The 16,090-nt window shown below is 56.0% G+C and carries 15 protein-coding genes; 5 read left to right on the forward strand and 10 right to left on the reverse strand.

The window, feature by feature from the left end:
• The first annotated feature begins 26 nt into the window (after window positions 1-26).
• Genes SIK69_RS13295 through SIK69_RS13305 form a run of 3 tightly spaced genes read left to right on the forward strand, consistent with a single transcriptional unit; the run spans window position 27 to window position 4,356 of the window.
• Window positions 27-1,865, forward strand: a complete 1,839-nt coding sequence (locus SIK69_RS13295) for a DUF2264 domain-containing protein (RefSeq protein ID WP_319786269.1) — start codon at window positions 27-29, stop codon at window positions 1,863-1,865.
• Window positions 1,866-1,875: 10 nt separating this feature from the next.
• Entirely contained in the window at window positions 1,876-3,156 is a 1,281-nt protein-coding gene (locus SIK69_RS13300) for an oligosaccharide MFS transporter (protein ID WP_374941338.1), read from the forward strand.
• Window positions 3,157-3,165: 9 nt separating this feature from the next.
• Window positions 3,166-4,356 (forward strand): glycoside hydrolase family 88 protein, encoded by a 1,191-nt coding sequence (locus SIK69_RS13305; protein ID WP_319786270.1) that lies wholly within the window; start codon window positions 3,166-3,168, stop codon window positions 4,354-4,356.
• Window positions 4,357-4,433: 77 nt separating this feature from the next.
• Here the strand turns inward: SIK69_RS13305 and SIK69_RS13310 are convergent, their stop codons facing one another.
• The 6 genes from SIK69_RS13310 to prmB are packed head-to-tail and all read right to left on the reverse strand — an operon-like array spanning window position 4,434 to window position 8,967.
• Window positions 4,434-4,712 carry a YfcL family protein gene (locus SIK69_RS13310; protein ID WP_319628798.1) on the reverse strand — a complete coding sequence of 93 codons (279 nt, stop codon included), beginning with the start codon at window positions 4,710-4,712 and terminating at the stop codon, window positions 4,434-4,436.
• A 9-nt stretch (window positions 4,713-4,721) separates the two neighbouring features.
• The gene (locus tag SIK69_RS13315; RefSeq protein ID WP_319628797.1) at window positions 4,722-5,270 is read right to left on the reverse strand and encodes an elongation factor P hydroxylase; all 549 of its coding nucleotides are present in this window, start codon (window positions 5,268-5,270) and stop codon (window positions 4,722-4,724) included.
• Complete coding sequence (locus tag SIK69_RS13320; RefSeq protein ID WP_319628796.1) at window positions 5,270-6,079, reverse strand: sulfite exporter TauE/SafE family protein; 810 nt, start codon at window positions 6,077-6,079, stop codon at window positions 5,270-5,272. Before SIK69_RS13320 ends, SIK69_RS13315 begins: the two co-directional genes overlap by 1 nt.
• A complete protein-coding gene (mepA, locus tag SIK69_RS13325; RefSeq protein ID WP_319786271.1) occupies window positions 6,079-6,903 on the reverse strand; it encodes a penicillin-insensitive murein endopeptidase in 825 nt (274 codons plus the stop codon). Before mepA ends, SIK69_RS13320 begins: the two co-directional genes overlap by 1 nt.
• A 24-nt stretch (window positions 6,904-6,927) precedes the next feature.
• Entirely contained in the window at window positions 6,928-8,013 is a 1,086-nt protein-coding gene (gene aroC, locus SIK69_RS13330; protein ID WP_319786272.1) for a chorismate synthase, read from the reverse strand.
• A 21-nt stretch (window positions 8,014-8,034) separates the two neighbouring features.
• A complete protein-coding gene (prmB, locus tag SIK69_RS13335) occupies window positions 8,035-8,967 on the reverse strand; it encodes a 50S ribosomal protein L3 N(5)-glutamine methyltransferase (protein ID WP_319628793.1) in 933 nt (310 codons plus the stop codon).
• Window positions 8,968-9,130: 163 nt separating this feature from the next.
• Here prmB and smrB point away from each other — a divergent pair, with 163 nt between their 5' ends.
• Window positions 9,131-9,682, forward strand: coding sequence for an endonuclease SmrB (gene smrB, locus SIK69_RS13340; protein WP_319628792.1), 552 nt, complete (start codon window positions 9,131-9,133; stop codon window positions 9,680-9,682).
• Between the two features lie 80 nt (window positions 9,683-9,762).
• Here the strand turns inward: smrB and sixA are convergent, their stop codons facing one another.
• The 4 genes from sixA to SIK69_RS13360 all read right to left on the reverse strand — a co-directional run bounded on the left by sixA (window position 9,763) and on the right by SIK69_RS13360 (window position 14,356).
• Entirely contained in the window at window positions 9,763-10,248 is a 486-nt protein-coding gene (sixA, locus tag SIK69_RS13345) for a phosphohistidine phosphatase SixA (RefSeq protein WP_319628791.1), read from the reverse strand.
• 205 nt (window positions 10,249-10,453) lie between these two features.
• A complete protein-coding gene (gene fadJ / locus SIK69_RS13350) occupies window positions 10,454-12,601 on the reverse strand; it encodes a fatty acid oxidation complex subunit alpha FadJ (RefSeq protein WP_319786273.1) in 2,148 nt (715 codons plus the stop codon).
• On the reverse strand, window positions 12,601-13,911 hold the full coding sequence (fadI, locus tag SIK69_RS13355) for an acetyl-CoA C-acyltransferase FadI (protein WP_319786274.1): 1,311 nt from the start codon (window positions 13,909-13,911) through the stop codon (window positions 12,601-12,603). The genes fadJ and fadI overlap by 1 nt, the downstream gene beginning before the upstream one ends.
• 160 nt (window positions 13,912-14,071) lie before the next feature.
• Window positions 14,072-14,356, reverse strand: coding sequence for a YfcZ/YiiS family protein (locus SIK69_RS13360; protein ID WP_319628788.1), 285 nt, complete (start codon window positions 14,354-14,356; stop codon window positions 14,072-14,074).
• Window positions 14,357-14,722: 366 nt separating this feature from the next.
• On the opposite strand from SIK69_RS13360, the gene fadL reads away from it, so the two are divergent.
• A complete protein-coding gene (gene fadL, locus SIK69_RS13365; RefSeq protein WP_510463472.1) occupies window positions 14,723-16,051 on the forward strand; it encodes a long-chain fatty acid transporter FadL in 1,329 nt (442 codons plus the stop codon).
• Window positions 16,052-16,090: the final 39 nt, after the last annotated feature.

Below are 16,090 nucleotides of genomic sequence, written 5' to 3' on the forward strand. Positions count from 1 at the left end.
TTTCTCGTATCTGACGGGAGGACCTTGTGCAACCCGAACATATTACCTTTGAAAATCCCCTACAAAAACGAAGTGACCTCACCCTGTGGGTGAATGAAATACTCAATGCGGTCACGCCCTTTTTCAAAAATAACGCCAGCGGCATCGACCTGGCGAATTTCACGACCCATTACGGCCAGCGCATTGCCAATATGGAGGCCTTCTCCCGCTTATTATGGGGCGTCACACCTTTGCTGGCGGGCGGTCAGGAGCCGGAACAGCTGTCGCTCTATATTCAGGCCATCAAGAACGGCACCCACCCTGCGCACCCGGAATATTGGGGGGAAGTCGGTCCCAGCGATCAGCGGGTGGTGGAAATGGCGGCCTACGGACTGTTGCTCGCTCTCGCGCACAAACCGCTGCTGGCACACTTTAATGAGCAGGAAAAGCAGCATCTCTGGCAATGGCTGAAGCAAAGCGAAACGGCCACCATTCCGGACAACAACTGGCACTTCTTTCCAATTTTGGTGCAGGTTGGTTTCCATCACGCCGGACTGCCCGTCAATCACGAAGCGATTGAACGCCATTTTGCCGCCATGGAACGCTACTGGCTCGGTGACGGCTGGTACAGCGATGGCCCGGACCGCCCGCGTGATTACTACATTTCAATGGGCTTCCATTTCTACGGCCTGATCTACTCCCACCTGATGAAAGACATCGACCCCCAACGCTGTGCCACTCTGCGCGAGCGGGCCACGGTGTTTGCCGCTGATTTCATTCATTTCTTTGATGACGATGGGGCCGCGATTCCCTTCGGTCGCAGCCTGACTTACCGCTTTGCGCAGGCGGCGTTCTGGAGCGCCGCCGCCTTTGCCGGGTTGAACGTTTACTCTCCGGGGGTGATTAAAGGGCTGGTGCTGCGTCATCTGCGGTGGTGGATGCGTCAGCAACCGTTCGATCGCGACGGCGTGCTGAGCGTCGGTTACAGCTACCCGAATCTTGTCATGGCGGAAGACTACAACGCGCCGGGTTCACCGTACTGGGGCCTGAAAACGGTGCTGGTGCTGACGCTCGGCGAAAACAGCGACTTCTGGCAGGCCGAAGAAGAACCGCTTCCACCACGTCAGACGCCGCATTCCATCGCCAAAGCGGCACAGATTATCGTCCACCAGCCGCATCATTTATGGCTGCTGACCGCCGGGCAGCTAGAGCGGAATAACTTCGTCAATACCGAAGCGAAATACTGCAAATTTGCCTACTCCGCACGATTTGCCTTTACCGTCGAACGCGGACGTTTTGGCCTGCCACACGCTTCGCCGGACTCAATGCTGCTGCTCAGCGAAAAAGACAACTACTGGCGCGGTCGTCGGGAATGCCTGACGGTCAGCGTGAATGAGAACGTTATCTACAGCCGCTGGCAGCCGTGGCATGACGTCACCGTCGATAGCTGGCTGGTAGCCCTGGGCGACTGGCACGTTCGCGTGCATCACCTAGATACCGCCCGGGAACTGGACAGCACCGAAGGCGGCTTCAGTCTCTGTTTCCGTCCGCAACCGGAACAGCAGACCGCAAAAGGTATCAGCCATCTGAGCGGAGACAAAGACACCAGCATGATTGCCTGTCTGAGCCCACATCTACGTCAGGGCGAGGTGGTGCTGACCCCGCCGAACAGCAATCTGTTATTTGCCGACCGCGCCGCCGTGCCGGTGCTGCGCGGGGAACATTCCCCCGGCACGCATCTGCTGATCAGCGCCGTCTGGGCTGGCGATCCACAGGATTTCAACGCCGCCAGCGCCCCACAGGCCCGTCTGGATCAGGGTGTCGTTCTCCTGACATCGGCGACACATCACACTCACATCACCCTGACTGAACTGCCGTCAGACTGAGGAGAGCATCATGACCGCGACCACCCCGCGCAGTGCGCAAATCAAGATGAGCAGTTTTATCTTTCTCTACTTCTTCACCTGGTCATCCAGCTTCGGGCTTTACGCTCTGTGGCTAAGCCAGAAGGTCGGTCTGGACAGCATCACCATTGGCAGCGTCTTCGCCATCAACGGCGTGTTCGCGGTGATCATGAAGCCGGTTTACGGCTACATCATGGACAAAATCGGCATGAGCAAATGGCTGCTCTATTTTGTGTGTGCCGTGTCTGCGCTGATGGCCCCGTTCTTTATCGTGGTCTATCAGCCGTTATTGCTGAGCCACACCACCGTCGGGATTATTGTCGGCGCGCTGTATCTCAGTCTCGGCTGGTATGCTGGCGTAGCGGCATCGGAATCCTATGCTGACCGCTTTAGCCGCCTGTATAACCTCGAGTTTGGCAGGATCCGCATGTGGGGATCGCTGGGCTGGGCGCTGGCGGCATCCGTCTCTGGCGTACTGTTTAATCTGACACCGTTGGCGAACTTCCTCGTCAGCAGCGCCACCTCAGTGTTGATGCTGCTGGTGTTAATCAGCCTGAAAATCGGTGATGAGCAGCTGCGCAGTAACAATGTCATCTCTGAAAATAAAATCGTTTTTAGCGACGTCATTCTGCTGTTGAAAAACCGCAAATTCTGGATGTTCAGTCTGTATGTGGCGGGCGTGGCGTGGATGATGTTCATCGCCGAGCAGCAGTTCCCTCGCTACTTTGTTTCGTTCTTTGCTACCAAAGAACAGGGCAACGCCTGGTACGGTTACCTGAGCATGATTCAGTCCGGGACCGAATTCGTGATGATGATGTTCATCCCTGTCCTGGTTAACCGTTACGGGGCGAAAAAAGGGTTGTTACTCTGCGGTCTGGTGGTCGGCGCACGTCTGATCGCCTCCGGCCTGACGACTGACCCGCTGGCTATTTCGATTATCAAACCGTTGTACGGCATGGAAATCGCACTGTTGCTGGTGTCGGTATTCAAATACATCGCCGAGCATTTCCATAAAAAGGTGAACGCCACCATGTATCTGCTGGGCTATCAGGCGATGATTTACGTCGGCTCAGTGGTGGTCGCGCCACCGGCTGGCTACCTGTACGCCAAAATCGGGTTCGAGCAAACCTACCTGATGATGGGCTGCTGCGCCCTGTTCTTCACTCTGGTTTCCAGCTTCACCCTTTCACGCTGCCGCTCTGACCGCGATCCTCATCCCGAGGACGCCCAGACGCTGGACGCGGTATCCATTGCCCCTGCTAAAAGTCATTAAGGAGACGTTATGACCCGTTCCGTTGTTACTGAGCCGTTGCGCCCGGTTGAGCTGTACGCCATCGACCGGCCTGCGCTGCGTCAAAGTCTGGACGCCGCGCTGACCCGCATCACACAAAAACTGGATACCAATATTGCCGCATTTGGCGATAGCTTCCCGGGTGAAGCCTGTGAAAACGGCGTCTGGCCGCGCACTAAAAATGTCGAATGGACCACCAGTTTCTGGACCGGACAGCTGTGGCTGGCGTGGGAAATGACCGGTGAGGTTCGTTTCCGTGAAGCCGCAGAGCGCACTTTGCCCTCTTTCGCCGAACGCATCGAGCAGCGCATCGACACCGCCACGCACGATTTAGGCTTTCTGTATTCACTCTCCTGCGTCAGCGCCTGGCGGCTGACCGGAAATGAAGCCGCGCGTCAAAGCGCCCTTCAGGCAGCCGATGCCCTGATGGAGCGCTTTAACCCAACGGCGAAAATCATTCAGGCATGGGGCGATTTGAATGACCCTGAACAGCAGGGCCGCATGATAATCGACTGCAACATGAACCTGCCGCTGCTGTACTGGGCCAGTGAACAAACCGGCGACCCGTGCTATGCCGACGCCGCCACCGCGCACGTCGAACAGGCCGCGCGCTACATTGTGCGCGATGATGCGTCGACCTGGCACACCTACTATATGGATGTGGTCACCGGTGAGCCGCGTTTCGGTAATACCCATCAGGGGTATAGCGACACCTCCTGCTGGTCTCGCGGCCAGGCGTGGGGGATTTACGGTTTCCTGCTGAGTTATCTGCATACCGGCGACAGCAGCATGGTCGAACTTTCCCGCAGCCTGGCACACTACTTCCTCAACCGCCTGCCGGAAGATGAGGTCTGCCACTGGGATTTAGCCCTGCTCGGCACCGACGCGGTGCGCGACAGTTCCGCTGCCGCCATTGCCGCCTGTGGCTTGTTGGAATTGGTTAAAGCGCTGCCTACACTCGACCCGCATCGCGCACATTATGAAGAAATGGCGCTGCGTATCATGAAATCCCTGACCGACAACTATCTCGCTCGCGACGACGAAGCGTGCGAAGGCTTGCTCAAGCATTCGGTGTATCACATGGCGAGCGGCAAAGGCGTCGACCAGTGTTGCAGCTGGGGCGACTATTTCTATCTCGAAGCGATGGCCCGCCTGCGCCAGATTTGGCCGCTGTACTGGTAATAAAAAAGCCCCCGGTTGCGAAATCGGGGGCTTTTTCGTCGGGTGGCGCAGCGCTTACCCGACCTACATTTTTGGTCTCACTTGAATTTTGCCTGCTGGAACAGGGTGTCCCACATGCCGAGGACCAGCGCCTGATCGCGCGGGTTCAGTTCCCCGGCATGGATGGCTTTTTGCAGGCTCTGGGTCACTTTTTCGTAGACCGCTTCTGGAGAGTGATCGTCCCCTGCTTCCAGGTCTGCTACCGCGAGCGTCAGGTGGCCGCGCAGATAGCCGCTGGCAAACAGTTCATCGTCACTGGCGTGCTCTACCATGTCATCAATCAACGCCAGAATGCGCGATTCAAATTCTGCGATCATCTTCTTTCCTCAATTTAGATCTTCCGGCCAGGGGAAGTGTTCCGCCGTTAACGTCGGCGTTTGATAATAATCTTGTAATGCCGCGATGAAGCGCGCCGGACGTGCCGGGATCCCTTCTGCGAGATAGGTCATCACCTGCGCATGCACCCGACGCTGGAACACGATGCGGTCAGGCTCAACATCCCCTTCGAGATTGTCGCAGCTGACGTTGAACGGGAAACCCGCCGCGGCACAAAACAGCCAGTCAAACGCCTGGGGTTTGACTTCCACATCTTCGAACTGGCCCTGGGTTTTGGCATCCCGCCCATCCGGGCAATACCAGTAGCCAAAATCCACCAGCTTGCGGCGCTCGGCACCCGCAATGCACCAGTGCGAAATCTCATGCAGAGCGCTGGCATAAAAGCCATGCGCAAAGACGATGCGGTTGTACGGCACATCGGCATCAGCAGGAAGATAAATTGGTTCGTCCTCGCCTGAAATCAGACGGGTATTAAAATCATCAGCAAAGCAACTGTCGAAAATGTCGATCAGCTGCTGATAATGGTGTTGTTGTTGCATTAATGAATTCCCAACCACTGGAGGATCTCCGCCCCGTGACTGTCATAGAGAAGTTTTGCGCTCATTACCGCCGAAACGATGACGATCATCGGCCGGATCAGCGTTTGTCCTTTGCTGAGCACCAGTCGCGATCCCATTCGCGCCCCTAAAAATTGTCCTGCCATCATCACAAAACCGGTTCCCCAAATCACCTTGCCGCCGATGATAAACAGCAGCAAACCGCCGACGTTTGAGGTGGCGTTAAGCACTTTGGCGTGCGCGGTGGATTTGGCGAGATTAAAACCGGCCAGCGTCACAAACGCCAGCGCATAAAACGAGCCCGCACCGGGGCCGAAAAATCCGTCATAAAAGCCGACGCAGCCGCCTGACACCAGCGCAAACGGCAACCCGTGCAGGCGACGCTGACGGTCTTCCTCGCCAAGCTTTGGCATCAGCAGGAAATAGAGGCCAATGCCGATCACCAGCAGCGGCAGAATTTGACGCAGAATGTCTGACTGCACGTGCTGTACCAGCAGCGCGCCGCTCATCGAGCCAATAAAGGTCATCAGGATATTGAGCTTCTGGTCAGCCAGGCTGACCACTTTGCGCCGTATAAAATAGAGCGAGGACGATAGCGACCCACCGCAGGCCTGCAGTTTGTTAGTGGCCAGCGCATTTGCCGGTGACATCCCCACAGCCAGCAGCGCCGGGATGGTCAGCAGACCGCCGCCCCCGGCCAGGGAATCAATAAACCCGGCCAGCAGCGCGATAAAGAAAAGTGCCACCAGCAGCAGCGGTGACACCATAAATATCTCAGTGAAATGTTCCATCAGAGGACATGCTCATCCAGTAGCGCCTGGCAGGAAGGCGGCAACGGCGGTGGCGTCTTCTTCACAGGTTTGGTGGTTCCCGGTTTCGGTGGCTCAAACCAGCTTTGTAACTCAGCCCCACAGCCATCGCCTGCCGGGGGCGCGACCTGGTCTTCACACTCTACGCTCCCGGCCGGGCAGCGTAAACGCACGTGCATATGGGCGCGATGTTGGAACCACGGACGCACTTTTCGCAGCCAGTCGCGGTCGGTTCCCGCATCCAGGCACAGCTGCTGTTTAATCGCCGGGTTGACGAAAATACGCGTCACGTCGTTATCTTTGGCGGCCAGTTTAATCAGTGCGCTGATGTGCGGCGTCCACAGCGACGGCACCACACGCTTGCCATCAGCCGCCACCAGATCCAGCGCCTGCGGTTTAAGCAGCTGCGCAGAGGTCCAGCGGGTTTGTGGAAGTTGCAGGAAAATGTCGACGTCCAGCCCGGATTGATGGCTGGCGTGACCGCCGTTAAAGCGCCCGCCCGCAGGCATCCCCATATCGCCAATCAGCATCGTGCCAAGTCCCAGATTATGCACCTGGTTGCTTAGACGCTGAATGAACAGGACAAGGTCCGGATGACCGAAGTAGCGACGCTGATCGGTACGCATCACCTGATAGTTATCGGAACGCAACGGCAGCCCTTCCGCCCCGACGATACAGCCGTTGGCAAAGGCACCAATCGACTGCGCGGTACCCGGAATCGGCTGGGTGATTTTTTGCCACGGCGTGGCGGCGTGTCCCACGCTGCTAGCCAGCAAGGCCAGCAGCGCAATAACGGTTTTTTTCATTTTCCCGCATTTCCCTGGAGAGAACTACCAGCGAGGAAGCGTGGTGGTCACATCGGCATTTTGCGCACGCTGGCGCAGCAGATGATCCATCAGAACGATCGCCAGCATCGCTTCCGCGATAGGCACCGCGCGGATCCCAACACAGGGATCGTGACGGCCTTTGGTGATCATCTCGACTTCTTCGCCAAAACGATTGATGGTACGACCCGGTACGGTGATGCTGGAGGTCGGTTTCAGCGCCATGTGAGCAATGATTTGCTGTCCGCTACTGATCCCGCCCAGTACGCCACCGGCGTGGTTGCTCTGGAAACCGGCGTGGGTTATCTCATCCCGATTCTGACTGCCGCGCAGGCTGACAACGCCAAACCCGTCGCCAATCTCAACGCCTTTCACCGCATTGATGCTCATCAGCGCGTGAGCAATGTCTGCATCGAGACGGTCAAATACCGGCTCGCCGAGTCCCGGCGGTACGCCGTCAGCGACCACGGAGACCTTGGCTCCAATCGAGTCGCCTTCTTTTTTCAGGGCGCGCATCAGTTCGTCGAGCGCCTCGATTTTATCCGGATCCGGGCAAAAGAACGGGTTCTGTTCCACCTGCTCCCAGTCTTTGATTTCCAGTGGGATATCGCCCATTTGGGTCAAACAACCGCGGATAACAATGCCGAATTTCTGTGCCAGGTATTTCTTGGCAATCGCACCGGCGGCAACGCGCATCGCCGTTTCACGGGCAGAAGAACGACCGCCACCGCGATAGTCGCGCAGACCGTATTTTTGCTCGTAGGTGTAATCGGCATGACCCGGACGGAAAACGTCTTTAATGGCACTGTAATCCTGAGAGCGTTGATCGGTGTTCTCAATCAGCAGGCCAATGCTGGTGCCAGTGGTCACGCCTTCGAACACCCCAGAGAGGATTTTCACCTGGTCCGGTTCGCGGCGCTGGGTGGTATAGCGCGAAGTGCCAGGACGGCGACGGTCGAGGTCGTGCTGCAGATCCGCCTCCGTCAGAGGAATGCCCGGCGGCACACCGTCCACGATGCAGCCGAGGGCCACGCCGTGGGATTCGCCGAAGGTGGTTACGCGAAAGAGTTGTCCAATTGTGTTTCCGGCCATCACGGCTCCATCGTATTTTAATTAGTCTTTATAGATGCTGAAGTGTTCGCGGGCAGCCACAAGCTGCGCTTTGGTGAGCATAAAGACGCCGTCACCGCCGTTATCAAACTCAAGCCAGGTGAACGGAACGTCAGGATACTGCTCTATCAGATGTACCATGCTGTTACCGACTTCACAAATCAGAATGCCGTCGTCAGTCAGGTAATCCGGTGCGTTGCCCAGGATACGGCGTGTCAGTTTCAGGCCATCAGAACCGGATGCCAGACCCAGTTCCGGCTCGTGGCGATATTCGTTCGGCAGGTCGGCCATGTCTTCCGCGTCAACGTAAGGCGGATTGGTGACAATCAGGTCGTACTGCACTTTTGGCAGGTCGCGGAAGAGGTCGGAACGGATGGGGGTCACGTGATGGATAAGACCGTGCTCTTCGATGTTTTGCTCGGCTACGGCCAGCGCGTCGGCAGAGATATCCACGCCATCCACTTCCGCTTCCGGGAAGGCATAGGCGCAGGCGATGGCGATACAGCCACTGCCGGTACACATATCCAGAATATGCTCAGGCTGATGAGAAATCAGGCCGGAAAAACGGTTGTTGATAAGCTCACCAATCGGCGAGCGCGGCACCAGCACGCGTTCATCCACATAAAATTCGTGGCCGCAGAACCAGGCTTTGTTTGTCAGATAGGAGACCGGAATACGCTCGTTGACGCGGCGAATCACGCGCTCAACGATGCGATGTTTTTCACTGGAGGTCAGACGCGCGCTGCGCATGTCTTCAGGAATATCCAGCGGTAAATAGAGTGAAGGCAGCACCAGCTGAACGGCCTCGTCCCACGGGTTGTCCGTGCCATGACCGTACCAGATCCCCGCCGCGCTAAAGCGGCTGACTGACCAGCGCAACATATCCTGAATGGTATGCAGCTCATTGACTGCTTCATCGACAAAAATTTTATCCACTTTCCCCTCCAGGGCCCATCGCTGAAATTCGGCGGCTAGTTTGCCATGAAGACGCCGATAAATCAGCTTTCTTGCATCGCAGGATGGGAGAAATTGGCGTTTTCTCTGCCCGTGCGCCCCAAGAGTCGGGTAAACTGCCGCAAAGCGAAAATGAGAAGAGAAGATGAAGAAGAAAACCTCACTCAGCGACGAGGATCAGGCGCTGTTCCGTCAGCTGATGACCGGCACCCGCCAGATTAAGCAGGACACCATTGTCCATCGCCCGACGCGTAAGAAAGTCAGCGAAGTGCCGGTGAAGCGTTTGCTTCAGGAGCAGGTCGATAACAGCCACTATTTTTCCGATGAGTTTCAGCCGCTGCTGAATACTGAAGGCGCGATGAAATACGTGCGCCATGACGTCAGCCATTTTGAGGCCAAGAAGCTGCGTCGCGGTGATTATTCCCCGGAGCTGTTCCTCGATTTGCACGGGCTGACGCAGATGCAGGCGAAACAGGAGTTAGGCGCGCTGATTGCCGCCTGTCGTCGAGAACACGTGTTTTGTGCCTGTGTGATGCACGGGCATGGGAAGCATATATTGAAGCAGCAAACACCGCTGTGGCTGGCGCAGCACCCGCACGTGATGGCGTTTCATCAGGCACCGAAAGAGTACGGCGGAGATGCCGCGTTGCTGGTGTTGATCGAAGTGGAAGAGTGGCAGCCGCCGGAATTACCTTAACGCTAACTATTCAGCGTTAAAGGTGGCGGAAAAGAGACGGGGAAAAGTGGCGGGAAGCGCACGGCTCACCCGCCTCTCACTTAGATGGCTTTAGCCATCTTCAGATTGCACGGGCTCATTTGCCAGTTAAAATGGCCTTGCCCGCTGGCATCCAGCGTGACGTTGGCAATCGCGGATGTCGAGAACATTGGCGGTGTTTCGCCTGGGCAGAGCTCGGAAACCAGGTAGCCCACCAGCGGCAGGTGAGAAACCACCAGCGCAGAGGCAACACCTTCGTTTGCCAGCGCCTGTAGATAGGCGCTTACCAGCCCTACATCGCCGCACGGCGTGAGTTCCGGCAGGACATCGATCTCTTTTGGCAGGTTCATGCACTCCCCCACCACATCCAGCGTTTGTTCTGCTCGTAAGAACGGGCTGACCAGAACGCGCTCAATATCCACTTTTTGACCTTTCAGCCAGTTCGCCATTTGACGGGATTCATCGCAACCACAGGTAGTGAGTGGACGAACCGAGTCGCTGGCTGCATCGAGGGCAGCGTCGCCGTGACGCATGATAAAAACTTGCATATTGCACCGCTTTTGTTAACCAGAAGCACCGAAGTAAACCCAACGTAAGATAACGCCGCCTACTCAGTGGCCGGGCATTGTGCCTGATCCATTCGATGAATGAAACGCTGTTTTTTACCTTAATGGCGTAAGTATAGTCAATCTTTGTTTACAAAATAGCCATCCAGCAGCGTTAACCCATGTCAGGATTTACCTTTATTTGACCTCAACGTAACGTCTCAGTTTCATTTTCGGGCCAAAAGGCCAGGCCCTTTTCTGCCATCCTTGTTAGTGCATCACACGGCGTGAACCGTGGCCCAAATTGGGCGGCGAGGCGTTGCAGTATCGCCACGACTTCCCCCGCACCGAGGCTATCCATATAGCGGAACGGGCCGCCTAAAAACGGCGGAAAACCAATACCAAACACCGCCCCGATGTCGCCATCGCGGGCGCTACGAACAACCTGCTCATCAAAGCAACGTGCGGCTTCGTTCAGCATCATCATCACGCAGCGCTCGACAATCTGCTGGCCGGACAGCGTGCCCTTCTGCCCACGCCCAATAAGCGTATAAATTGCAGGGTCAGGCTGTTTTTTGCTTTTACGCCCTTTTGCGTCGTAAAGATAGAAACCACGACCATTTTTTCTGCCTTTGCGATCGTCATTCAAAATTGCGTTAATGATATTTGCAGGCGCACTAAAACGATCCCCATACGCGCTTTCCAGCACTGGAATAATTTTAGTCCCGGTATCAATTCCCACCTCATCCAAAAGTTGGATTGGCCCCACCGGGAAGCCAAATTGGGTCAACGCGCCATCAATCTGTTCAATGGATTCGCCTTCCGTCAGCAATCGTATCGCTTCATTAATATAAGGTGCCAGAATACGGTTGACGTAGAAGCCCGCTTTATCAGCCACCACGATCGGCGTTTTACCGAGCTGTTTCGCCAGCTTCACGGTGGTGGCAATGGTCGTTTCCGAGGTTGCCGCATGCGGGATCACTTCCACCAGCGGCATTTTTTCCACCGGGCTGAAGAAATGCAGGCCAATTACCTGCTCCGGACGCTGAGCCTGCGCGGCAATATCACTAATCGGTAACGACGAGGTGTTAGACGCAAAAATAGTGTGTGGGGCAAAATTCGCTTCCACGTCCGCCACCATCTGTTGTTTCAACGATAAATCTTCAAACACCGCTTCGATGACCACATCCCGATGCGAAAAACCGCGATAGTCAGTCGTGCCGGAAATCAACGCCAGTTGAGTGTCACGCTCACTCGATCGGATATGGCGGCGGCGCACCTTTTTATCAAGCAGCTCCCAGCTGTACTTCAACGCATGGTTAATGCCTTTGGCATTGATATCCTTTATACGTACCGGCAGTTTCGCCTTACTGGCGGTGACAAAGGCAATTCCGCCGCCCATCAGGCCGCCACCGATCACCGCGACAGAATGCAGCGGCTGCGGCTCGGCGCTGGCCGCCGGGTCCTTCTTCACCTCAGTACTGGCAAAGAAAATCGAGCGCAGGGCTTTGGACTGCGGAGTCATCGCCAGTTCGCCAAACGCCCGCGCTTCCGCCTCATACCCGCTGCTGCTGCCCTGCGACAGCCCGGTTTCCAGTACCTTCAAGATACGTCCGGTAGCCGGATAGTTGCCGTGCGTTTTCTGTTCGGTTTTTTTCGCCGCCATGCTGAATACCAGGCTACGTCCCAAAGGACCGGCCAGTATACGTTCGCGCACCGGCAGTCGACGGCTGGTCGGGCGCTCCTGCTTCGCCAGCTCAACGGCGGCCTCCAGCAGAATGGAGTGCGGGACCACATCGTCAACCAGCCCCACTTTTAAGGCCTGACGCGCCCGAAGCTGCTTGCCGCTAAGGATCATGTCCAGCGCGGTGCTGATCCCGACCAGGCGCGGTAAGCGTTGCGTGCCGCCCGATCCCGGTAACAGCCCGAGCTGCACCTCCGGTAAACCGAGCATCGTTTTGGCATCGTCGGAACAGATACGGCTATGACAGGCTAACGCCAGTTCCAGACCACCGCCAAGACAGGCTCCGTGAATCGCCGCCACAACGGGGATCGGTAGCGCATGGATTTCCGCCATGATCTGTTGCCCCTGACGCGCCAGGGCTTCGGCTTCCTGCGCCGTTTTGCATTCGCCGATCATGTTGATATCGGCCCCGGCAATAAAGTTATCCGGCTTGGCGGAGATAATCACCACCCCACGCAACGCTTTGTTTTCACGGATTTGCTTGAGGATAGCCCGCACCTGAACGCCAAACTCAGCTTTCAGGGTATTCATTTTTTCGCCGGGAACGTCAATCGTGATAACGGCCACGTTATCGAGGCGCTCAGTAAGGGTAAATGCAGATGTCGTTTCCATTATTCGGCCTCCAGAACCATCGCCGCGCCTAAACCACCCGCCGCGCAGGCGGTCACCAGACCGAAGCCACCGCCGCGACGACGCAGCTCGTTCAGCGTTTGGGTGATCATACGTGCGCCTGTCGCCGCGAAAGGGTGACCGTAGGCAATCGACCCACCGAGCACATTGAATTTACTGTCATCGACTTCACCGGTCGCATGGCTGCGCCCCAGCACGTCGCGGGCAAAACGCTCACTCGCCATCAGCTGCAGGTTCGACAACGTCTGGGCGGCAAAGGCTTCATGCATATCAAACAGGGTTAAGTCGGCCATCGTCAGCCCGGCGCGTTCCAACGCCAGCGGCGTCGACCACGCCGGACCCAGCAGCATATCCTGCCACACATCAATCGCGGTAAACGCATAGCTACGCAGATAGCCGAGCGGCTTGAGGCCCAGCTCTTTGGCGCGAGATTCGGTCATCAGGATAACCGCCGCAGCGCCATCGGTCAGAGGGGTGCTGTTGGCCGCCGTCACCGTGCCATGCTTACGATCGAACGCCGGGCGCAGTTTGGCGTAATCCGCCAGCGACGAATTGGTGCGCACATTGTTATCCTGCTCCAGCGGCTCACGGAACGGTGGCGCATAGGCCGTCATCACTTCGTCAGCCAGCTTGCCTTCAGCCCAGGCTTTCGCCGCATGCAGATGGGAACGATGCGCCAGCGCATCCTGCTGTTCGCGGGTGATGCCCCACGTTTTCGCCATTTGCTCTGCGGTGTCGCCCATACGCAAACCCGTGGAATATTCCGCCACCGCTGGCGGAACCGGGGCCAAATCTTTCAGCCGCAGACGCGAGAAGAGTTTGAGTTTCTGCCCCATCGTGCGGGCTTTGTTGGCATCCACCAGGGTGCGGGCCAGCGTTTTACTCACGCCTATCGGCAGAACGGAAGAAGAATCCGCGCCACCGGCAATTCCGGCGCGGATGGTGCCCGCCATCAGGCTTTCCGCCACGTTGGCGACCGCCTGAAAACTGGTCGCACAGGCGCGGCTGACGCTGTAGGCGTCGGTGTGCACGCTCATGCCGGTGCCGAGCACGATTTCACGGGCGATGTTGGGCGCTTCCGGCATTTGTACCACCTGGCCAAACACCAGTTGTTCGATGACTTCGGGGGGAATTTCGCTGCGAGCCAGCAATTCACCGACGACCATCTTGCCCAGATCGATCGCCGGAATACCGTGAAACGCCGTCGCCTGACGAGCAAAAGGCGTACGTAACCCGCTGACAATAGCAATACGATCGCCCTGACGGGTGATAAGCGGTAATGCCTTACTCATAACCTTCCCCTGATAATGTAAAAAAAGTGGTCTGACCTGATAACAGTCTTAACTAATTTTTTACATCCAGCCAATCAGGGAAGCCTAAAAGTGGGAGCCAAAACACACTGAGATAAAAAAGAAAATGCCCCTGCATGGCAGAGGCATTTGAGAGAAGGGATTAACGCAGACCGAGCTGGAAAATCAGCGTTTCGGCTTCACAGCTAAACACGAAATCAATATCCAGTTGAACGCCACCCTCTACCTCTTTAAAGGTTGGGGTAATAACGCAGGGTTCGGACTCCACGCCACGCGCTCTTTCAGTCAGCGCAGCCAGAGTTTCTTCAGCTTCAGCACGGTTAGCAAATACGCGGCTATAAGACGCGGTGCAATCGGTGTTGTCCATAATGGTGCCAACATCCATACAGCAGCAAACCGGGGTTTCATCAGCACTGCATTTACTCATGGTAGATATCCTCTGTAATTGCACCTGGGGTGCCAGACAAACAATGCGGCTATTTTACGCCCCTGCTGTCAGCCTCTCCAGTTGATATTAATTTGAACGGCCATAAGTGACCTAAATCACAATTAAAAATGATCTAAAACAAAAACCCCCCTTTCAAGGGAACTTTCCTGACCCCAATTTTGCCAAGCGGATCGCGTTTCTTAGATCACAATTGAAAAAACTTATAAACATACTTGCAACATCCCATCTGGTCAGACCTATACTCTCGGCACTGGTCTGATTTCTCTGACGTAACACAGACCCTACACTTCGCGCTTCTGTTACGGCATGTAACAAATTTTGCATAAAAATAACTCGATTGAGGTTATGGTCATGAGCCAAAAAACCCGTTTTACGAAATCTGCTCTCGCAGTTGCAGTGGCACTTGTTTCCTCTCAGGCCTGGTCAGCAGGCTTCCAGTTAAATGAATTTTCTGCCTCTGGTTTAGGCCGTGCTTATTCTGGTGAAGGCGCTATCGCCGACGATCCGGGTAACGCCAGCCGTAACCCAGCATTGATTATGATGTATGACCGCCCGCAATTTTCTGCCGGTGCTGTCTATATCGATCCGGACGTGAACATCTCCGGTAAATCGCCAACCGGTAAAAGTACCGATGCCGATAATATCGCCCCGGTTGCCTGGGTGCCGAACTTACACTTTGTCATGCCTCTTAACGAACAATTTGGTTGGGGGGCTTCCGTTACCTCTAACTATGGCCTGGCAACCGAATTTAACGATAGTTACGCCGCAGGTAGCATGGGGGGTAAAACTGACCTCACCACCGTTAACCTGAACCTGAGCGGTGCCTATCGCCTGAACAGCAACTGGAGCTTCGGCGTGGGCTTTGATGCGGTCTATGCGAAAGCCAAGATCGAGCGCTATGCCGGTGACTTAGGTCAGATTGTGGCAGGCTCTGGCGCACTGCCGCCTGCACTCGCCGGTCAGGTGGCACAGATCCCTGCTGATACCCAGATTGCGCACCTGAAGGGTGATGAATGGGGCTTCGGCTGGAACGCCGGTATCCTGTATGAACTGGATAAAAATAACCGTTACGGCTTTACCTACCGTTCCGAGGTCAAAATCGACTTCGACGGCGATTATAAGAGTAACCTGCCGTCGGCCTACAACCAGATCCTCGGCAACTTCGGCCTGCCGTTGGGCACCGATGGCAATACCACCAACGGTTCTCTGACGCTGAACCTGCCGGAAATGTGGGAACTGTCAGGCTACAACCGCGTTGCGCCGCAGTGGGCTATCCACTATAGCGCTACCTACACCAGCTGGAGCCAATTCCAGGAGCTGAAAGCCACTGGCAACAGCGGCGAAACCCTGTTCTATAAAGATGAAAGCTTTAAAGATGCATGGCGTCTGGCGCTGGGTACCACCTATTACTATGACGACAACTGGACCTTCCGTACCGGTATCGCCTTTGATGACAGCCCGGTTCCCGCCGATCACCGTTCTATCTCTATCCCGGATCAGGACCGTTTTTGGCTGAGCGCAGGGGCAACCTATGCGTTTAACCAGGATGCGTCTATCGACGTGGGGGCGTCCTACATGCATGGTCAGAACGTGACCATCGAAGAAGGTCCTTACACCTTCCGCTCTGAAGGTAAAGCGTGGCTGTTCGGCTCTAACTTCAACTACCGCTTCTGATAATTTCTTATCAGGCATAAAAAAAGGTGAGCGCGATGC

It is taken from the genome of Scandinavium lactucae, from assembly GCF_033843265.1.
Lineage (GTDB): Bacteria > Pseudomonadota > Gammaproteobacteria > Enterobacterales > Enterobacteriaceae > Scandinavium > Scandinavium lactucae.

What these genes read in the sequence shown, in the direction of transcription:
- SIK69_RS13300 (WP_374941338.1), top strand. Translation starts at nt 1,876, where the DNA reads ATGACCGCGACCACCCCGCGCAGTGCGCAAATCAAGATGAGCAGTTTT.
- SIK69_RS13305 (WP_319786270.1), top strand. Translation starts at nt 3,166, where the DNA reads ATGACCCGTTCCGTTGTTACTGAGCCGTTGCGCCCGGTTGAGCTGTAC.
- SIK69_RS13310 (WP_319628798.1), bottom strand. Translation starts at nt 4,712, where the DNA reads ATGATCGCAGAATTTGAATCGCGCATTCTGGCGTTGATTGATGACATG.
- SIK69_RS13315 (WP_319628797.1), bottom strand. Translation starts at nt 5,270, where the DNA reads ATGCAACAACAACACCATTATCAGCAGCTGATCGACATTTTCGACAGT.
- SIK69_RS13320 (WP_319628796.1), bottom strand. Translation starts at nt 6,079, where the DNA reads ATGGAACATTTCACTGAGATATTTATGGTGTCACCGCTGCTGCTGGTG.
- mepA (WP_319786271.1), bottom strand. Translation starts at nt 6,903, where the DNA reads ATGAAAAAAACCGTTATTGCGCTGCTGGCCTTGCTGGCTAGCAGCGTG.
- aroC (WP_319786272.1), bottom strand. Translation starts at nt 8,013, where the DNA reads ATGGCCGGAAACACAATTGGACAACTCTTTCGCGTAACCACCTTCGGC.
- smrB (WP_319628792.1), top strand. Translation starts at nt 9,131, where the DNA reads ATGAAGAAGAAAACCTCACTCAGCGACGAGGATCAGGCGCTGTTCCGT.
- sixA (WP_319628791.1), bottom strand. Translation starts at nt 10,248, where the DNA reads ATGCAAGTTTTTATCATGCGTCACGGCGACGCTGCCCTCGATGCAGCC.
- fadJ (WP_319786273.1), bottom strand. Translation starts at nt 12,601, where the DNA reads ATGGAAACGACATCTGCATTTACCCTTACTGAGCGCCTCGATAACGTG.
- fadI (WP_319786274.1), bottom strand. Translation starts at nt 13,911, where the DNA reads ATGAGTAAGGCATTACCGCTTATCACCCGTCAGGGCGATCGTATTGCT.
- SIK69_RS13360 (WP_319628788.1), bottom strand. Translation starts at nt 14,356, where the DNA reads ATGAGTAAATGCAGTGCTGATGAAACCCCGGTTTGCTGCTGTATGGAT.
- fadL (WP_510463472.1), top strand. Translation starts at nt 14,723, where the DNA reads ATGGTCATGAGCCAAAAAACCCGTTTTACGAAATCTGCTCTCGCAGTT.